General features: G+C 54.0%; 13 protein-coding genes, 1 tRNA gene and 1 pseudogene. 7 read left to right on the top strand and 8 right to left on the bottom strand.

Going from position 1 to position 17,057, the window contains the following annotated elements:
• A partial coding sequence (locus Q0711_RS07680; protein WP_299042202.1) for a transposase occupies window positions 1-499 on the bottom strand: 499 nt, incomplete at its 3' end.
• Between the two features lie 66 nt (window positions 500-565).
• A pseudogene (locus Q0711_RS07675) lies at window positions 566-785 on the bottom strand (MerR family DNA-binding transcriptional regulator); the annotation flags it as partial.
• A 149-nt stretch (window positions 786-934) separates the two neighbouring features.
• Between Q0711_RS07675 and Q0711_RS07670 the strand changes: the two are divergent.
• Window positions 935-1,008: transfer RNA gene (locus Q0711_RS07670), tRNA-Met, on the top strand.
• A gap of 1 nt (window position 1,009) precedes the next feature.
• On the opposite strand, the gene Q0711_RS07665 is transcribed toward Q0711_RS07670, so the two are convergent.
• The 3 genes from Q0711_RS07665 to alaS are packed head-to-tail and all read right to left on the bottom strand — an operon-like array spanning window position 1,010 to window position 7,461.
• Window positions 1,010-3,502, bottom strand: coding sequence for an O-antigen ligase family protein (locus Q0711_RS07665; RefSeq protein ID WP_299042196.1), 2,493 nt, complete (start codon window positions 3,500-3,502; stop codon window positions 1,010-1,012).
• 3 nt (window positions 3,503-3,505) lie between these two features.
• A complete protein-coding gene (locus Q0711_RS07660; protein ID WP_298614945.1) occupies window positions 3,506-4,741 on the bottom strand; it encodes an LL-diaminopimelate aminotransferase in 1,236 nt (411 codons plus the stop codon).
• A 44-nt stretch (window positions 4,742-4,785) separates the two neighbouring features.
• The gene (gene alaS / locus Q0711_RS07655; RefSeq protein ID WP_298614943.1) at window positions 4,786-7,461 is read right to left on the bottom strand and encodes an alanine--tRNA ligase; all 2,676 of its coding nucleotides are present in this window, start codon (window positions 7,459-7,461) and stop codon (window positions 4,786-4,788) included.
• Window positions 7,462-7,582: 121 nt separating this feature from the next.
• On the opposite strand from alaS, the gene Q0711_RS07650 reads away from it, so the two are divergent.
• Window positions 7,583-8,323: a hypothetical protein gene (locus Q0711_RS07650; protein ID WP_299042193.1), complete on the top strand. Its 741-nt coding sequence runs from the start codon at window positions 7,583-7,585 to the stop codon at window positions 8,321-8,323.
• Here the strand turns inward: Q0711_RS07650 and Q0711_RS07645 are convergent.
• Together Q0711_RS07645 and Q0711_RS07640 are read right to left on the bottom strand one after the other, a co-directional pair.
• Entirely contained in the window at window positions 8,320-9,111 is a 792-nt protein-coding gene (locus Q0711_RS07645) for an A24 family peptidase (protein WP_298614937.1), read from the bottom strand. The genes Q0711_RS07650 and Q0711_RS07645 overlap by 4 nt on opposite strands.
• 14 nt (window positions 9,112-9,125) lie before the next feature.
• Window positions 9,126-9,353 (bottom strand): hypothetical protein, encoded by a 228-nt coding sequence (locus tag Q0711_RS07640; RefSeq protein WP_298614934.1) that lies wholly within the window; start codon window positions 9,351-9,353, stop codon window positions 9,126-9,128.
• A 235-nt stretch (window positions 9,354-9,588) separates the two neighbouring features.
• Here Q0711_RS07640 and hemL point away from each other — a divergent pair, with 235 nt between their 5' ends.
• Complete coding sequence (gene hemL, locus Q0711_RS07635; protein ID WP_298614932.1) at window positions 9,589-10,887, top strand: glutamate-1-semialdehyde 2,1-aminomutase; 1,299 nt, start codon at window positions 9,589-9,591, stop codon at window positions 10,885-10,887.
• Here the strand turns inward: hemL and Q0711_RS07630 are convergent.
• The gene (locus tag Q0711_RS07630) at window positions 10,878-13,004 is read right to left on the bottom strand and encodes a HAMP domain-containing sensor histidine kinase (protein WP_298976742.1); all 2,127 of its coding nucleotides are present in this window, start codon (window positions 13,002-13,004) and stop codon (window positions 10,878-10,880) included. The two genes, hemL and Q0711_RS07630, sit on opposite strands and share 10 nt — an antisense overlap.
• A gap of 113 nt (window positions 13,005-13,117) precedes the next feature.
• Between Q0711_RS07630 and Q0711_RS07625 the strand changes: the two genes are divergently transcribed.
• From Q0711_RS07625 to Q0711_RS07610, 4 genes are all read left to right on the top strand, one after another.
• Window positions 13,118-13,969 (top strand): circadian clock protein KaiA, encoded by an 852-nt coding sequence (locus tag Q0711_RS07625; RefSeq protein ID WP_299042190.1) that lies wholly within the window; start codon window positions 13,118-13,120, stop codon window positions 13,967-13,969.
• A gap of 5 nt (window positions 13,970-13,974) precedes the next feature.
• Window positions 13,975-14,301: a circadian clock protein KaiB gene (kaiB, locus tag Q0711_RS07620; RefSeq protein WP_298614926.1), complete on the top strand. Its 327-nt coding sequence runs from the start codon at window positions 13,975-13,977 to the stop codon at window positions 14,299-14,301.
• Between the two features lie 76 nt (window positions 14,302-14,377).
• A complete protein-coding gene (kaiC, locus tag Q0711_RS07615; RefSeq protein WP_298614924.1) occupies window positions 14,378-15,934 on the top strand; it encodes a circadian clock protein KaiC in 1,557 nt (518 codons plus the stop codon).
• Window positions 15,935-15,938: 4 nt separating this feature from the next.
• Complete coding sequence (locus tag Q0711_RS07610) at window positions 15,939-16,859, top strand: NAD(+) kinase (protein WP_298614922.1); 921 nt, start codon at window positions 15,939-15,941, stop codon at window positions 16,857-16,859.
• Window positions 16,860-17,057 lie beyond the last annotated feature (198 nt).

Raw genomic sequence — 17,057 nt, 5'->3', positions numbered from 1 at the left:
CTACGCGGGAGATCGTGGCCGACAGAATCTTGCCCTTAAATCGCAGTGGCTCATGCATCCGTACCAGTCCAAGTTTTGGAATTTTGATATATTGAACCTCTTTCTCCTCTTTCTTTTCAGGGGCGTCAACGATGCGGAATTGGTCGTTGGTGAGCGTGAAGCGGTCGTTGATGCCTTTCTTGCGAAACTGCGGGTAGCGGGCGCGACCGGCAAAGAAGTTCTTGAAGGCTTCACCCAGTTGAATGATCGCCATCTGCGGCGCGCACTTGGTGACTTCTAGCATCCACGGGCATGGACTGCGCTTGATTGCGTTCAACTGCCGATGCAGGGTAGTCTCTGAAGGTTTGGGCAGACTGTTGTCCAGTTTCCATGCCTCATATTGCCGCTTCCACTCGGCCAGCGCCCAGTTGTAGGCAAAACGCGCTGTGCCCGCTGCTTTGGCAAAGTAGGTGGCTTGCACGTTGTTGGGGTCGAGGGCGATCTTGTGGGCGAGGATCATACACAAGCTTCCTCAACAGCCTTTCTGACGCCATCGAGCAGTTTCTGGTTCTTGCGGGAACTCACCTTGAATGTCCTCTTTCTGAGCGTAACTGGAGACACGGGCATAGGCAACGGTACGACGGTGTGCATCGGCTTGGGCGCGGAACAGTTTGGGCTTGAGCTTGGCGAGGTCGTAGCGACGATGGCCGCCCGCCGTGTTTTCCCGATGCCTCCCAGCGGCGCAGCGTCGTAATCGACACACCTAATGCTGTGGCAGCTTCGCCTATGCTCACCAATCTTTCCATATTGGAAGCTATTGCACAGTTTTGGTGATATTTCAAGCAAACTGCTCAAACCCCCAAAAAACTGAACATTTTGATAAAGTTTTATCAATCTTTTCGCGATCGCTTGCCAATCCTCTAACTTATACGCTAATTTAGATAAGCTGAGGTAACGCGGGGTAGAGCAGTCTGGTAGCTCGTCGGGCTCATAACCCGAAGGTCCATGGTTCAAATCCATGCCCCGCCATTCATTTTTCTGCCGGTAGAGCAAGACTCCTAAAAAGTCTTTGGCGGTCTTCGAGAAGGGCTTTTTCCAGCGCTGGAAGGAAGCCTCGTGACGGCCAGAGGTCTGGGAACAGTGTTGTCAAGGGCAAATTGCGCAGCTCGCGGTAGAAGTCCACCGGTACCGAGCCAAAGGCATGGCGCATATTCAAGTTAAAGCCGACCCGCTCAAATTGAATCGCTCTGGCCGGTGCTTGAGATCGCAGCCACGCCAGTGGGGTTGTCGTGGGTGAAATGCCCTCGCTAGAACGGAGCATTGCGGTGAGCTGCTCTCCTTGCCAAAGACTGGCCCACAATTGGGCGCGTTTTGCCGGCTGACGCCACCCCTCAAGAAATTGTTGCAGCGACCGGGGTAGGGAATCGGTGCCTGCTGTGGGGTTTTGTAAAGCCAAAAGGGCGGGTTGGAGATTTAGCGGTAGGCGCGGCGCTGCGGTTGACCAGTCCCCCTGCCACCAAGCCAGAAGGCCATGCACTTGGCGGGCGTAACTAGCCGCTGCACGATGGGGGGCAAGGGTTTGCTCTAGGGCAGCATAGCGCTGTTTGGCCTGCTCTAGAACTTTTGGGTAGTGGGGCGCTAGGAGGGGCGATCGCCAAAAGGGACTGGTGCTCACGTGGGGAAAAGTGAGAATTTCCAAAGTGAAGGCATCAATGGCCTGGGACTCCTCCCCTTGGGCAAGAAGGCTCAAGCCAAGACCCAAAAAGTTTCCCGGCTGCGGGCCATTGAGTTCAATTGCTTGGACAAAGTGGGAAGCCGCTAGGGGCCAGCGTCGCTGCTGCCAATACAGCCAGCCTAGGCAGGTGTGCACAAACTCAAGGGCAGGGGCGCGATCGGCAGCTTTTTCGAGTTCGGCAACCGCCGTCTGGAACAGATTGGCTTGAGCTGACGGATTGGCCGTTTGGAAGCCGCGATGGCCGTAATTCCAGCCCAACTGTAGGGGGTAAAAAGGTTCCCAAGGCACCAGTTCTTGGGCGCGAAAGAGGAACTCCGTAAAGCGTTGCCATTGCACAGGCCGCATGGCCAATGCCCAGAATCCTTCGCTGCTGAGGGCACGGGCGCGGTGAATGGGGGCAAGCCAAACGCCCATCGCAATAATGCCTACCAAGCCTAGGGCAACTAAGGGCAAAGTGTAGCGCGGCAACAGACGCCCTTGAGGGGCTTGGCCTTGCCCCGTGCGCAGCAGTGCAGCTAGAAGGGCAACTTCTGTGGCCAATAACCCAGCAATCCCCACATTGTCCACTTGAAAATCACTCAGGCTAAATAGCCCATAGGCCCAGAGCGCCCCCAGCAGGGTGAGAGCCAATTGTTGATCTTCGGTGGCCAGAGGAACCAGCCAACGGCGATACCGCAGGGTCCAGTAACCCAGAAGGCCAATGGCCAAAAGCCAAGCGCCAATGCCCCAAATCCCTAGTTCTGCCCACAGTTGCGCTGGTGTGCTATGGAGTTGATAAATCCATGCTGCTTCCTCCCCTGCCCAGTCGGGACGGTAAGCTTGGTAAAGAAGCGGCACACTCCCCAAGCCTTGGCCAGTCCAAGGATGCGCTTTGCCCATTTCCCAAGCAGTGAGGTGGGTGATCCAGCGATAGGCCATTTCTCCCCCTGCTTCCCCCCGCCATAGACTCAGTACCGTCTGGCGCAATCGTTCATTGGCAATGGCCAAGACAGCAGCACTTCCCAATGCGAGGGCGATCCACAGCCCAGAGCGCCGCCAGCGGTTGCCCTTCAACCCCAGCCAAGCCAAGGGAATTGCCGTGAGCAGAACACTCAAGGCCGCGCCGCGGGAAAAGGTGGTGTACAAATCCACAAGCCCCAAGATCAAGGTTCCGAGCCAAAAGGGGCGCGATCGCCACCAAGGGGTCTGAGGGGGCGCAGTCCAAGCCAATAGCGCCAGCAGGGGCAATCCCAAAAGCAGATAGCCGGCAAGGTAGTTTTGATGGCCAAACGGCTCCCCATTGCGAAACTCTAGCCCATTTGGATCAAAGACCAATGTGCCCTGCCAAAGTGATGGCAGAATTTCTCTCCCCAGCCAAAGGCCGGCACTGAGCACAATGAGAGCAGCCACCACATACCCTTGAAAGTAGAGGCAGCGGCGCCGACGTTCGGGGGTGCGCAACCAACTGCTGAGGGGATAGAGGACGGCCAACCCCCCTAGGGCTGCCCAACTGTACCAGAGGGCTTGCTGCGGAAAGCGGCTAAAGGGAATCGAAACCACCAATCCCACCAATAGCAGACCGACTACGCCATCGATCCCATTGCCAAGGGGGGGTAAGCGACGTTGATAGGCAAAAAAGTAAAGTAACCAGAGCAACGGCGCACCGACGGCGGCTTGCCACAGCAGCATCCACGGCCAAGTAGTCATGAGGCTGTGGCTATTGGGCAACAAAGTAAAGAGAACATACCCCGCTGCTGTCAGGAGGGCTAAGAGAACTCCCTCTTGCCGAATGGCTCGCTCTGCTGCCATGGACTATCCCCGCCACATCTGCTCAATCCGCGCCATGGCTTCAACCACATTGTCGCGGCTATTAAAGGCAGAGAGCCGCAAGTAACCTTCGCCCGCTGCCCCAAACCCGGCGCCGGGAGTACCCACGACATAGCAGGTGTGCAGCAACTTATCAAAAAAGTCCCAACTGCCCATGCCTTGGGGGGTTTTTAGCCAAACGTAGGGGGCATTGACCCCACCATAGACTTCAAAGCCGGCTTGGGTGAGTTTTTCGCGAATCAGACGCGCGTTTTCCATATAAAAGGCCACCAATTCCCGCACTTGGGCTTGACCGGCTGCGGAATACACCGCCTCGGCGCCCCGCTGCACAATGTAGGACACCCCATTGAACTTGGTGGATTGCCGCCGCTGCCACAGCGACCAGAGTTCTACCGCGTCCCCACTGGGGGTGTGCCCCTTAAGACCCTTGGGCACGACAGTAAAAGCACAGCGGGTTCCCGTAAAGCCAGCATTTTTTGAGAAGGAGCGAAATTCAATGGCGCACTCACGGGCACCGGGGATTTCATAGATGGAGTGGGGAATTGACGGATCAGTAATAAAGGCTTCGTAGGCGGCATCAAAGAAAATAATGGCCTTGTGGGCACGGGCATAGTCCACCCACGTCTGTAAATGCTCGCGCGTCGCCACAGCACCGGTGGGATTGTTGGGGAAACAGAGATAGATTAAATCCACAGGTTCTTGGGGCAGGCTGGCTGTGAAATTGTTTTCAGCGGTAATGGGCAAATAGATAAGTCCAGCATACTCGCCCCGTTCATTGGCTTCCCCCGTGTGCCCCGCCATTACATTGGTATCTACATAGACGGGATAGACAGGGTCTGTAACGGCAATGCGGTTACCCTCGCCAAAGATGTCGAGAATGTTGGCCGTATCACACTTGGAGCCATCGGAGATAAAGATTTCACTGGCATCAATGTCGCAGCCGCGGGCTTGAAAATCATGGGCGGCAATTTTTTCCCGCAGCCAAGGATAGCCCTGCTCCGGGCCATAGCCTTTGAACGTGGCGCGATCGCCCATTTCCTGAACGGCTTGAATCATGGCTTCCCGACAGGCTGCCGGCAGGGGTTCAGTGACATCACCGATTCCTAGGCGAATTAACGGTGCGTCAGGATGAGTTTCCAAGAATTGATTCACACGGCGGGCAATTTCTGGAAAGAGATACCCTGCCTTGAGTTTGAGATAGTTTGTGTTGACAAGGGCCATAGTGCGGTTGCGTGAGAACAGAAGGTCACTATATCAGGATTTGATCAGGATTCGAGAAGTCCTTTGAGCCGAGATTGGGCAAGTTCCAGCACTGCGGGCAATTTTTCGGGTTGGGATCCCCCCGCCTGGGCAAAGTTGGGGCGCCCGCCACCGCGTCCACCGCAGACTTGGGCAAGCTCTGCCACCAATTGGCCAGCATGGACTCCCCGTTGCACTACATCCTGACTGGCGGCCACTAACAGATTCACCTTCTCCGAGGTGAGTTGAGTAGCCAAAACCACAACACCACTGCCCAGCTTATTGAGCAGCCATTCGGCAGCAGTTTTCAGTCCTTGGGGATCCACGCCTGCCAAGGTGGCGGCAAGTAGGGAGGTATTCCCCACGGATTTGACTTGTTCCAAAAGAGCTTGGGTTTTGGCGAGAGCCAGTTCAGCTTTGAGGTGTTCCAGTTCCTTTTGCTGGGTTTTGAGTTCCGCTTGCAGTTGACCGATGCGATCGAGAACCTCTTCTGGCTTGGCTTTGAAGCGATCGCACAGGTGGCGGACAATGCTGTCGCGCTGTTGTAGATAGTCTCGCACCGCCGGTCCGGCAATGGCTTCAATGCGACGAATGCCGGCGGCCACCCCACTTTCACTGATGATCTTAAAAAGACCAATTTCAGCGGTGTTGTGGACATGGGTGCCACCGCAGAGTTCCATAGAGACCCCTGGAATGTCGAGGACGCGCACCTGCTCACCGTATTTCTCACCAAACATGGCGATCGCGCCTTTGGCCTTGGCTTCCGGGAGTGGCATGATACTGGTGCAGGTGGGGTGGCTTTCGCTAATCCAAGTGTTGATTTGATCTTCAATTTGTTGCAGTTCTTCGGGCGTGAGGGGACGGGGGCAGTTAAAGTCAAACCGCAGCCGATCAAAGGCCACTAGGGATCCTGCTTGGGAAATGTTTTCATCAATTAGCTTTTTCAGAGCTGCCTGTAACAGGTGAGTCGCCGTGTGGTGCGCTTGAACTCGCCGCCGACAACTGAGATCAATTTGGGCAGTGACGCGATCGCCCACCGTAAGGCTGCCGCGCTCCACTTTGCCATAGTGGACAAACAATTCCTTTTGCTTTTGGACATCGTGAATTTGCACAAGGGTTTCACCGCTGGCAAGGTAACCGCGATCCCCAATTTGACCGCCGGATTCAGCATAGAAGGGGGTTTCCTCAAGGATGACCTGCACCTCTGTCCCTGCCGTTGCCGTGGTGACTGGATGGCCACCCAGCAAAATCGCTGTTACTGTCGTGGTTAAACTAAACTCGTCATAGCCGCGAAACTGCGTCGGATGCAGTTGATCCGCTAGGGAGTCAATCCCCTCTTGCACTGTAATATCAATAGTTTCGTGGGCGGCTTGGGAACGTTGCCGCTGCTTGGCCATACAGGCTTCAAACTCAGCCACATCCACGCTAATCCCCTGTTCGGCTGCAATTTCTTGGGTCAACTCCAAGGGAAAGCCATAGGTGTCAAAAAGAAGAAAAGCATCCTGCCCCGCAAGCTGGGCTTGCGCTCGTTTTTTACCCTTAGCCCTCTTCAGGGGAGCCAGCATTTCCGCCAAGAGCTTCTCACCTCGATCCAAGGTTTTGAGAAACTGCTCTTCCTCCCGTTGCAGTTCGCTGAGAATCACCCCTTGGCGCTCCCGCACATTGGGATAGACATGGGCAGCCAGATCAATCGCCACTTGAGCCAGAGCAGGGGTCACTCGTTCATTGATCCCCAACAGCCGACTATGGCGAACAATGCGCCGAATTAACCGCCGCAGCACATAGCCCCGCCCCACATTACTGGCGGTGACGCCATCGGCAATGAGATGCACCACTGCACGGGTATGATCGCCGATGACCTTGAGGGAAGTTTTGGTTCTAGCATTGGCCTTGCGGTAGTCCACGCCGGCTCGCTGCGCTGCCGCCTCAATAATCGGGAAAATTAAATCTGTTTCGTAGTTGTTGGGTACCCCTTGGAGAACTTGGGCCATACGCTCCAAGCCCATACCGGTATCAATGTTTTTTGCTTTGAGGGGAGTGCGGCGCCCTTGATCGTCTTGGTTGAACTCCATGAACACCAAGTTGTAGAGTTCAATAAACCGGCGATCGTCATCGAGATTAACGGCACCTAGCCCCTTTTCGGGATAGAAGTCGTAGTAAATCTCAGAACAGGGGCCACAGGGACCCGTTGGCCCAGCCGTCCAAAAGTTGCTCTCCTCGCCCATGCGCTGGATGCGCTCCTTGGGCAAGCCCACTTGGCAATGCCAAATCTCATAGGCCTCATCATCACTTTCAAAGACACTCACCAACAGCCGTTCAGGGGGTAAACCATAGACCGTGGTCATCAGTTCCCAGGCCCACGTAATCGCCTCCGCCTTGAAATAGTCCCCAAAGCTAAAATTGCCCAACATTTCAAAAAAGGTGTGGTGGCGAGCCGTGCGACCAACATTTTCAATGTCATTGGTGCGCAGACATTTTTGAGCAGTAGTGACACGAGGGAATTTCGGTGCTTCTTGACCCAGGAAAATCGGCTTGAAGGGGAGCATGCCGGCGATCGTTAACAGCACCGTCGGATCTTCGGGAATCAGTGAGGCGCTGGGTAAAATCGTGTGCCCTTTGGCGGCATAGAAATCAAGAAACTTCTGGCGAATTTGATCACCTGTGAGGGCGTTTTTCGCCGACGCAGAGGGAGACGAGGTCATTGGAGCAAGGTCTCAACGGAGCGCAACAAACAGCCAAGAGGCCGGCAAAGACACTATTTCATCATACTGGATTGTACTCTAGGAGTAAGGCCATCCCTAGGGAAGATTTGCACAAGGCGCCATGACTGAGCCAGCTACCCGTTCTGAACTGGGTCAAATCCTCGACGAAATTAGAGGAATGCGCGCTGACATGAGGGCGATGCAGACCCAGATCTATGAATTAACCCTTGAAGTTAAAACCAATCAAGCAACTACCAATGAAAAATTCAACACCCTAGAGGAAAGGATCAATACTGTCCGGGCTGAACTTAAGGCAGAGGTACAAGGATTTCGTGCCGAGCTGAAGCAAGAGATTCAATCCGTTCGCACCGAGCTAAAGGAGGAGATTCAGTCGGTTCGCACTGAGCTAAAGGAAGAAATCCAGTCAGTTCACGCTGAGCTGAAGCAAGATACTCAATCAGTGCGGGCAGAGGTGCAAGCAATTGACACTCGGCTCAAGGAACAAATTCAGGCGGTGCATACCGAACTGAAGCAGGATATTCAGTTAGTGCGCACAGAGGCTCAAGCCATCCGTACTGAGTTGAAGGAGGATATTCAGTTGGCGCGCACAGAGGCTCAAGCCATCCGTACTGAGCTAAAGGAGGATATTCAGTCAGTACGTGCAGAGGTAAAAGCTGTTGATACCGACCTCAAGGGACAGATTCAGTTGGTGCGTGCTGAACTGAAGGCGTTAGATGACAAAGTGATTGATCTCAGCGATCGCCAGCGGGTGGTGGATGCGCGTCTATGGGGATTTATCGTAGCCCTTGTGGGGGCAATTCTAGCTTACCTAGTGAAGTTATCTTTCTTTGACAGAGCTTAGGAAACAAATACACCCGGCAAAAAGATTTCGAGGTAAAGGCGAATTAATTGCTGGCCAAAGAGAGCACTGAGAATAGCAGCCACTGCTAAAAACGGGCCAAAGGGAATGGGTTGCCGACGTTGAATCCACCCTAGGGCAATCCCCAGTCCACCCATCAGGCCGCCGAGGGCACAGGCCAAGAAAAAGGTGACGAGCAACCCTCGCCAGCCCAACCAGGCGCCGATCATGGCTGCCAGTTTACCATCCCCTCCCCCCATGACCTCCTGACCTAGGGCGATCGCGCCCCCCCAGCGGATTAGATCAAAGAGCCAAATGCCGATCACTGCCGCAATGATCCCCTCCGTGAGTCCGCCGAGACCTGTCGTTAACCCTCTGACTAGCAAGCCGACAATCAACCCCCATTTGGTGAGAGGATGGGGCAGCGTCATCGTGTCTAGATCAATCAAAGCCAAGGCCAGTAGCCATGCGCTCAATAGCCAAAGCACAGGGGTTTCGATTTGCCAACCACTCACCGCAAAAATCAGGACGTACAGCAGCGCCGTCAACAGTTCAATTGCCGGATACCGCCAAGAGATGGGCGCATGGCAGTAGCGACATTGCCCCCGCAGGAAGAACCAGCCCAAAACCGGAATATTGTCCCAAGGCTTGAGCGTTGTCAAACAGATAGGACAGCGAGACGGCGGATACAGGAGCGATCGCCCCCTTGGTACACGGTAGATTACCACATTAAGAAAGCTCCCCACCGCTGCGCCAAGGGCAAAGACAAGGCAGTAGCTGGCAAAGGTCAAAACAGTCAGTGCAGTTATAGGCGTGTCACTTCCGGCAGATGATCATAGGGAATAAAGCATTCTTGGGGCAGCAGCACCGGCTGACTAGTAAACAGCACATAGCCCCGCAGGGTTTGCCGATTAACAACCACACCCGCAGGCACCGTTTTCGCCCCATGAACCTGCTGGTAGAGATTATAGATGGATTGAGCAGTGGCTAGTAGGGGAGTATCAACGGTTTCCATAGTTGGCAAAACTGGCATGAGCCTCACTCCTCGGCAATCGAACAATCAGAAACAGTAATCCTGGGTTTTGAGCCAATCATCAGTTCTCGCCAAGCGCCCTACCTATGCAAAAGTCGTTCTCCCTTGCCAAGTACGGCGGGCGCGATCGCCACTGCCTATGCGTAAAAAATTGCAACATGTGTACTTCTAGGGTTAAGGGGCAGAAGAATTGCCTATAATACTTTGAGCACGCCAATGCTTGAGGGAGTTGACGTTGACCACGACCGTTCTTCAAACTACAAAATCCCAAGAAATTTTTGCCGCTGCCCAAAAACTCATGCCCGGTGGCGTCAGTTCACCCGTGCGTGCCTTTAAGTCCGTCGGCGGCCAACCCATTGTCTTTGATCATGTCAAGGGTGCCCATATTTGGGATGTGGATGGCAACCAATACATTGACTATGTGGGGTCGTGGGGACCAGCAATTGTTGGCCATGCCCATCCCGAAGTGATTAACGCTCTCCATGCTGCCCTTGAAAAGGGAACCAGCTTTGGCGCCCCCTGTGTGCTGGAGAATATCTTGGCGGAAATGGTGATTGCCGCTGTTCCCAGTGTGGAGATGGTGCGCTTTGTGAACTCCGGCACCGAAGCCTGTATGGCAGTGCTGCGGCTCATGCGTGCCTATACCCAGCGGGAAAAAGTGATCAAATTTGAAGGCTGCTACCACGGCCATGCCGATATGTTCTTGGTCAAAGCAGGCTCTGGGGTGGCCACCCTAGGCTTACCCGACTCCCCCGGCGTGCCGAAAGCCACCACCGCGGCCACATTGACAGCACCCTACAACGATCTCGAAGCGGTTAGTCGCCTCTTTGAACAGTATCCCGATGACATTGCGGGTGTGATCCTTGAACCTGTGGTCGGCAACGCCGGCTTTATTCCCCCGGATGCCGGCTTTCTCGAAGGGCTGCGGGAACTCACAAATCAGTACGGCGCCCTGTTGGTGTTTGATGAAGTAATGACAGGCTTTCGCATTGCCTATGGGGGCGCTCAAGAAAAATTTGGCGTCACACCGGATCTCACTACCCTCGGAAAAGTGATTGGCGGTGGCCTGCCGGTAGGTGCCTATGGGGGTCGTGCTGACATTATGAAGATGGTGGCGCCGGCAGGGCCGGTGTATCAAGCGGGTACCCTTTCCGGCAATCCCCTGGCAATGACGGCAGGAATCAAAACCCTAGAAATCCTTAGCCGCCCCGGCACCTATGAACAACTGGATCGGATTACGGGCAAGCTGGTGCAGGGATTGTTAGAGGCGGCACGGGAATTTGGCCACGAGGTGTGTGGTGGCCACATCAGCGGCATGTTTGGTTTCTTTTTCACTGCTGGGCCGGTGACCAACTATGAGCAAGCCAAGCGGTCTGACTTGAAAAAGTTTGCCGCCTTCCATCGCGGCATGCTGGAGCAGGGGATTTATCTGGCGCCGTCCCAGTTTGAAGCCGGCTTTACCTCCCTTGCCCATACCGAGGCAGATATTGAACGCACCATTGCGGCAGCGCGGACAGTATTGAGTCAGCTTTGAGGTTTGACGGTGGCTGCAAGGAGCACCACCTCCATTAAATCCTCAAGGTTGAGGCAGGGAAAGACCATGACATCCCCCAAGTCATGAATCGCGCGGCTGCTGTCTTCGGCCAAGGTAATTATGGGGAGTGCTCGCAGTTTGGGGTGATTTTTTAGATGGGCAACTTCGTCAGCGGGTAAATCCCAAATCAAAGCATCGGGCTGCCAAATCTCCACCAAGAGGTCGGCCTGTTCAAGATCTTCTGCTTCGAGCAGTCGCAGGTGGGGTAAGTTGATCTCGTGACCTAAACCAAGGCGGAGCACCGTTTGATTGGGCAGGGGAGGCCCGAATGATACTTTTGGGGCTGGTGGCGCCAAGCGGGGAAAGCACCAGCGATCAAGGACATCAATCAGCAGACTCGGATGGCTATTCAAGGGCAACCGTTGGACAAAACCAGTCAAGCCCAAGGGAATCGCTTCATCGGACAAGATGATTAAAGGTACAGTTGCAGTGAAGGAGCTGGTGGCAAGAGTCTCAACCACATCGGCCAAGATGAGACTGCTGGCGGGGCGTACAACAATTGCTGTGGGTTGCAGTTGTTCCACCTTATCAAGGGCTTCAAGGGGATGGCGAGCGATGATATAGCCGTAGTGATTGTGTCGCAAGGCAGCAGTGGTCTTCATAATCCATGGGGCATCATTACTGACCAAAAGGATCAATTGAGCCACAGTGGGCAACTCAGGGGGAAGTTCCTCAGCAAAGGGCAGTAGCACTGTCCATTCACTGGAATCGTCAGGTTGGGCGATAAAAGAAAGCTCACCACTGTGCAGCCGACAAAGTTGGCGCGCCAGCATCAGCCCCATGGTTACTTCGGCGTAGTCCTCGAGACATTCGTGCAGCAGGCGCTCGTGATCCTTCAGAGGAATGCCGCGTCCTTCTTCCCACAGTTGTAGAACCAGCCAATTTTGCCAGCGACTCAGGCGCAGCCCATAGCGATCGCTGGGAAAGAGCATCAGCCACCCTAGAAGGTGGGCAAAAATCTGCCGTAGCCGTAGCGTATCCCCATAGAGGTACAGGTTGCTGAGGGGAACCTCAATTTGCCATTGCCAACGGGAAATGTTCGGGCCATACAGATGCTCCGCCAATTCCTGCGATCGCAACCACAGGCTGGCCAGTTCCACGGTTTCCCACTGCAATTCCAACTCACCCCAGAGGGCACGGGTGTAGTCCTGCCACGCCTGAATCAGGCGATTCATTTGCCAGCCGCTGCGTTGAATCAGGGCAAGGTACTCCTCTTGTGCCGGCAGAGGGTGCTGCCACAGGAGTTGGGTAAGACTGAGAATCGCCGTGAGGGGGTTTTTGAGTTCATGCCCCAAGCCGAGAAGCAGGCGTTTTTGCTGATGCAGACGCAGTTGGTACAAGCGGGTGGGAGTCGTCGAATCAACCTCTGGCCACCGTTGGGCAAAAAAGAGCCAATAGCGATCGCTGGCCACCGCTACATTGCCCTCAGCTTGACCCGATTCTAAGGAGGTGAGATGCAAAGGAAACGAACACACTTGCCAGAGCGATCGCCCTTCTAGGGTCTGACAATTCAAACCCTCAAATTTGGGTTGTACAAGAGGCAAAAAATCCGTGAAGTGTTCTGCCCAAGCACAATTGTGCCAAATGACGCTGCCTTGAGCGTTTTGAATTTGGATCGGCAACGGCAATTGTTCAATCACCTCCAGCCACGGCAAAGGGGGCTGGCAGGCCCAGTAATGCAGTAACTTTTGCTGATCTAGCAGTCCCAAAAAGGAACCCGCTGCATCCACGACCGCAACATAGGCTGGCATCTGGGCTTGGCTGCGCAACCATCCCTGAAACTGCAAGAGCGTCCACGCGGCGGGTACCACCACCACCGGCGATCGCCAAGAAGCTGTTACCCTACCCACCACTAAATCGGCTAGCTGCTCTTCCCGCTCCAAACTTAACGCCAACCGCCACCCCTGCACCACCCCCAGGGGAGCTTGCTGCTCATCAACAATGACGATCGCCTCTGCAAGGGTTTCTTGCCAGCGCTGATACACCTCCCTCAGACAAGCAGTTGCCGCCACTGCTGGGGAGGGTTGAGCAAAGGACGCTAAGAATAGGGAATCCATCAATCATTCCTATGGGGCATGATGAAATGGCAACACTCCTTCAGAAAACACTGCCACCACCCGCGAGAAGATGATAGGATGCTATCAGATGCAAACTCAAGTCTTGAAAGCCCGTGGCGCAGTCAACCGCATTAACAATCTGTGGCTTAGTTTACTCGCCCGCTATTGGCCAAGAACTGGTACGTTTGCATAAGTCCGACATTGATGAGCTTGTTTACTTTTCCAATGAGAGGGAGTTTTGCACCTATTTAGAGCAACGACGAAATAGTATTGCTTGTTTAATTTTAGAATGGGGAGAGGGCACGCCGCAAATCATTACGTATCTTCACCACAGCGCCACGCTGTTGCCTGCCATCCTGATTTTTCCTGCGGCACCGTCTCCCCCACCCCCTGGCCCCCACTACCACATAGCCGAAGTCATTCTCACCACCGATCAGCTCCAACAGCTTAACCAGCAAATTGAAGAGGCGATTACTGGATTTGTAAAGCTCTGTCCAGGGTGTGCTGTTCCTCCCCACGTCATGTTTCGCATGCCCGCTCTTAAAGACAGTGGGAACCTCGATCCCCAGCACCGTCTCTCCCAAAAGTTAAAAGAGCGACTCGGCTACCTGGGGGTTTATTACAAGCGGGATACCGCCTTCTTCTTCCGTCGCATGTCCCCCGCCGATAGGCGCAAGCTCCTCGACGAATTACGCTCGATCTACCGTACCATTGTTCTTGAATACTTTAATACTGATGCCAAAGTCAATGAGCGCATTGACGAATTTGTGAGTAAAGCATTCTTTGCCGATATTTCCGTCTCCCAAGTCCTAGAGATTCACGTTGAACTCATGGATAATTTTTCTAAGCAGCTTAAACTGGAAGGTCGCAGTGAGGACATTTTGCTCGATTATCGCCTGACACTGATTGATGTCATCGCCCATCTATGCGAAATGTATCGTCGCTCCATTCCGCGTGAGGTGTAACCCCTATGACTCCTCTGCGGAAAACCTACGTTCTCAAGCTCTACGTGGCCGGCAATACCCCCAACTCCGTGCGGGCCCTAAAAACCCTCAACAACATTCTGGAAAAAGAGTTTAAGGGTGTCTATGCCCTGAAAGTGATTGATGTCCTCAAAAACCCCCAATTGGCCGAGGAGGATAAAATTCTGGCTACCCCAACCCTCGCCAAAGTCTTACCCCCACCGGTACGCCGTATCATTGGTGATTTATCCAACCGTGAAAAGGTGCTTATCGGCCTCGACTTGCTGTACGAAGAGATTGGGGAGCAGTCCGACGACGAACTTGGACTGGAATAGGCACAGTGGTTAGAATACTTCAGTTTAGAATAACGTTTTGGAATTTTTTGCAGAATACTCGGTCTAAAACTCTTCTATGACGAACCTACCAGAAAGTCAGTTAAGCACCCCTGGGCAGTCTCCTGCGGAAGTAAAGAAAATCCCCACAATGATCGAGGGATTTGACGACATTAGCCATGGCGGACTCCCCCAAGGACGCACCACCTTGGTCAGCGGTACCTCAGGAACCGGAAAGACCCTTTTTGCGGTGCAATTTCTTTATAATGGCATCACGATTTTTAATGAAGCAGGTATTTTTGTCACCTTTGAGGAGTCTCCCCAAGACATTATCAAAAACGCCCTCAGCTTTGGCTGGAATCTCCAAAGTCTTATTGATCAAGGGAAGCTGTTTATCCTCGATGCCTCGCCGGATCCCGATGGTCAAGAGGTGGCGGGAGATTTTGATCTGTCGGCGCTCATTGAGCGCATCCAGTATGCCATTCGCAAATACAAAGCCACCCGCGTCTCCATTGATTCGGTGACGGCTGTTTTCCAGCAGTATGATGCGGCTTCAGTGGTGCGACGGGAAATCTTCCGCTTGGCATTCCGCCTTAAACAGTTGGGGGTGACCACAATCATGACCACCGAGCGGGTGGATGAGTATGGCCCTGTGGCGCGGTTTGGTGTCGAAGAGTTTGTTTCCGACAATGTGGTGATTTTGCGCAATGTCCTTGAGGGGGAACGGCGGCGGCGTACCGTTGAAATTCTCAAGCTGCGGGGCACGACCCACATGAAGGGGGAATATCCCTTTACGATTAACAATGGCATCAATATCTTCCCCTTGGGAGCCATGCGTCTGACCCAACGCTCCTCGAATGTGCGGGTCTCCTCTGGGGTTAAAACCCTCGACGAAATGTGTGGCGGTGGATTTTTCAAAGATTCAATTATTTTGGCCACAGGAGCAACCGGCACAGGTAAAACACTTTTGGTGAGCAAGTTTCTGGAAACGGGGTGCCAACAGGGCGAACGGGCACTGCTGTTTGCCTATGAAGAGTCGCGGGCGCAGTTGTCGCGAAATGCCTCCTCTTGGGGCATTGATTTTGAGGAGCTAGAGCGGCGGGGTCTCCTGCGGATTATCTGCGCCTATCCAGAGTCGGCGGGCCTAGAGGATCACTTGCAGATTATTAAATCCGAGATTGCTGACTTTAAGCCGTCGCGGGTGGCCATTGACTCCCTATCTGCTTTAGCACGGGGGGTGAGCAATAATGCCTTCCGTCAATTTGTTATCGGTGTTACGGGTTTTGCCAAGCAGGAGGAAATCACGGGCTTTTTCACCAACACGACGGATCAGTTTATGGGGTCAAACTCAATTACGGAGTCCCACATTTCGACAATTACAGACACCATTTTGCTGTTGCAGTATGTAGAAATTCGCGGGGAAATGTCGCGGGCAATTAACGTCTTTAAGATGCGGGGGTCTTGGCACGATAAGGGCATCCGCGAGTATGTCATCACTGAGAAGGGAGCGGAGATCCGCGACTCTTTCCGCAATTTCGAGGGCATTATCAGCGGTACCCCCACCCGCATTTCCGTGGACGAAAAAACCGAGTTGTCACGGATTGCCAAAGGAATGCAGAACCTGGAAAACGAGTAGCCCCATGCAGTTGAACCAAGTGATTGTGGTGCACAAGGCGGGCGATCGCCAGAGCAAGGAATGGGCGGATCGCGCCTGCCGGCAACTGCAACAGCGGGGTGCCAACGTCCTTGTGGGTCCGAGCGGCCCTAAAGACAACCCCTACCCCGTTTTTATGGCGTCGGTGACTGAGCCGATTGATCTGGCTGTTGTTTTGGGAGGCGATGGGACTTCCTTAGCGGCAGCACGGCACTTGGCGGCGGCGGGGGTGCCGATTTTGGCCGTGAATGTGGGGGGGCACTTGGGGTTTTTGACGGAGCCTTTGGAGCTGTTTCGCGATACGGAGGCGGTTTGGGATCGCCTTGAGCGGGATGAGTATGCCATGCAACAGCGGATGATGCTGCAAGCTCAAGTCTTTGAGGGGTCAAAATCGCATCCTGAAGTGGTGGGCGATCGCTACTACGCCCTCAATGAAATGTGCATTAAACCCGCCTCTGCCGATCGCATGATTACCGCCATCCTCGAAATGGAAATTGACGGCGATGTGGTGGATCAGTACCAAGGGGATGGGTTGCTGGTGGCCACTCCCACCGGCTCCACTTGCTATACGGTGGCCGCCAACGGCCCCATTTTGCATCCGGGGATGGAAGCCCTTGTGGTTACCCCCATTTGCCCCCTGAGTTTGTCGAGCCGCCCGATCGTCTTGCCTGCCCGCTCGACGGTGAGCATTTGGCCGTTGGAGGATCACAGCTTGAATACCAAACTGTGGATGGATGGCGTACTGGCCACCTCTATTTGGCCGGGACAGCGGGTTCAGGTGACAATGGCCGATTGTCAAGCCCGCTTTATCATCCTGCGAGATCACTACTCCTTTTATCAGATCCTGCGGGAGAAGTTGGCTTGGGCGGGAGCACGCATTCCCTACCACAACAACCACCGCAATTAGATCACAACCGGATGCTTGCAACACATCTATAATGGGCGCATTCCTTGCGGGTCTTTTGCGATGATTAGCAGCTCCCTTGAAAAAGCGGTGCTTGGCTCAGATGCGGAAACGCTTGTTGATCAGCTTCTCGAAATTGGCATTGCCCTTTCCGCTAGCCAATCCCTAGAGGAACTACTGCATCTCATTCTCACGAAAAGT

Source organism: uncultured Thermosynechococcus sp., assembly GCF_937958135.1.
Classification (GTDB): domain Bacteria; phylum Cyanobacteriota; class Cyanobacteriia; order Thermosynechococcales; family Thermosynechococcaceae; genus Thermosynechococcus.
Note: the sequence above shows the minus strand (reverse complement) of the source record. Positions and strands in the feature narration are given on the sequence as shown.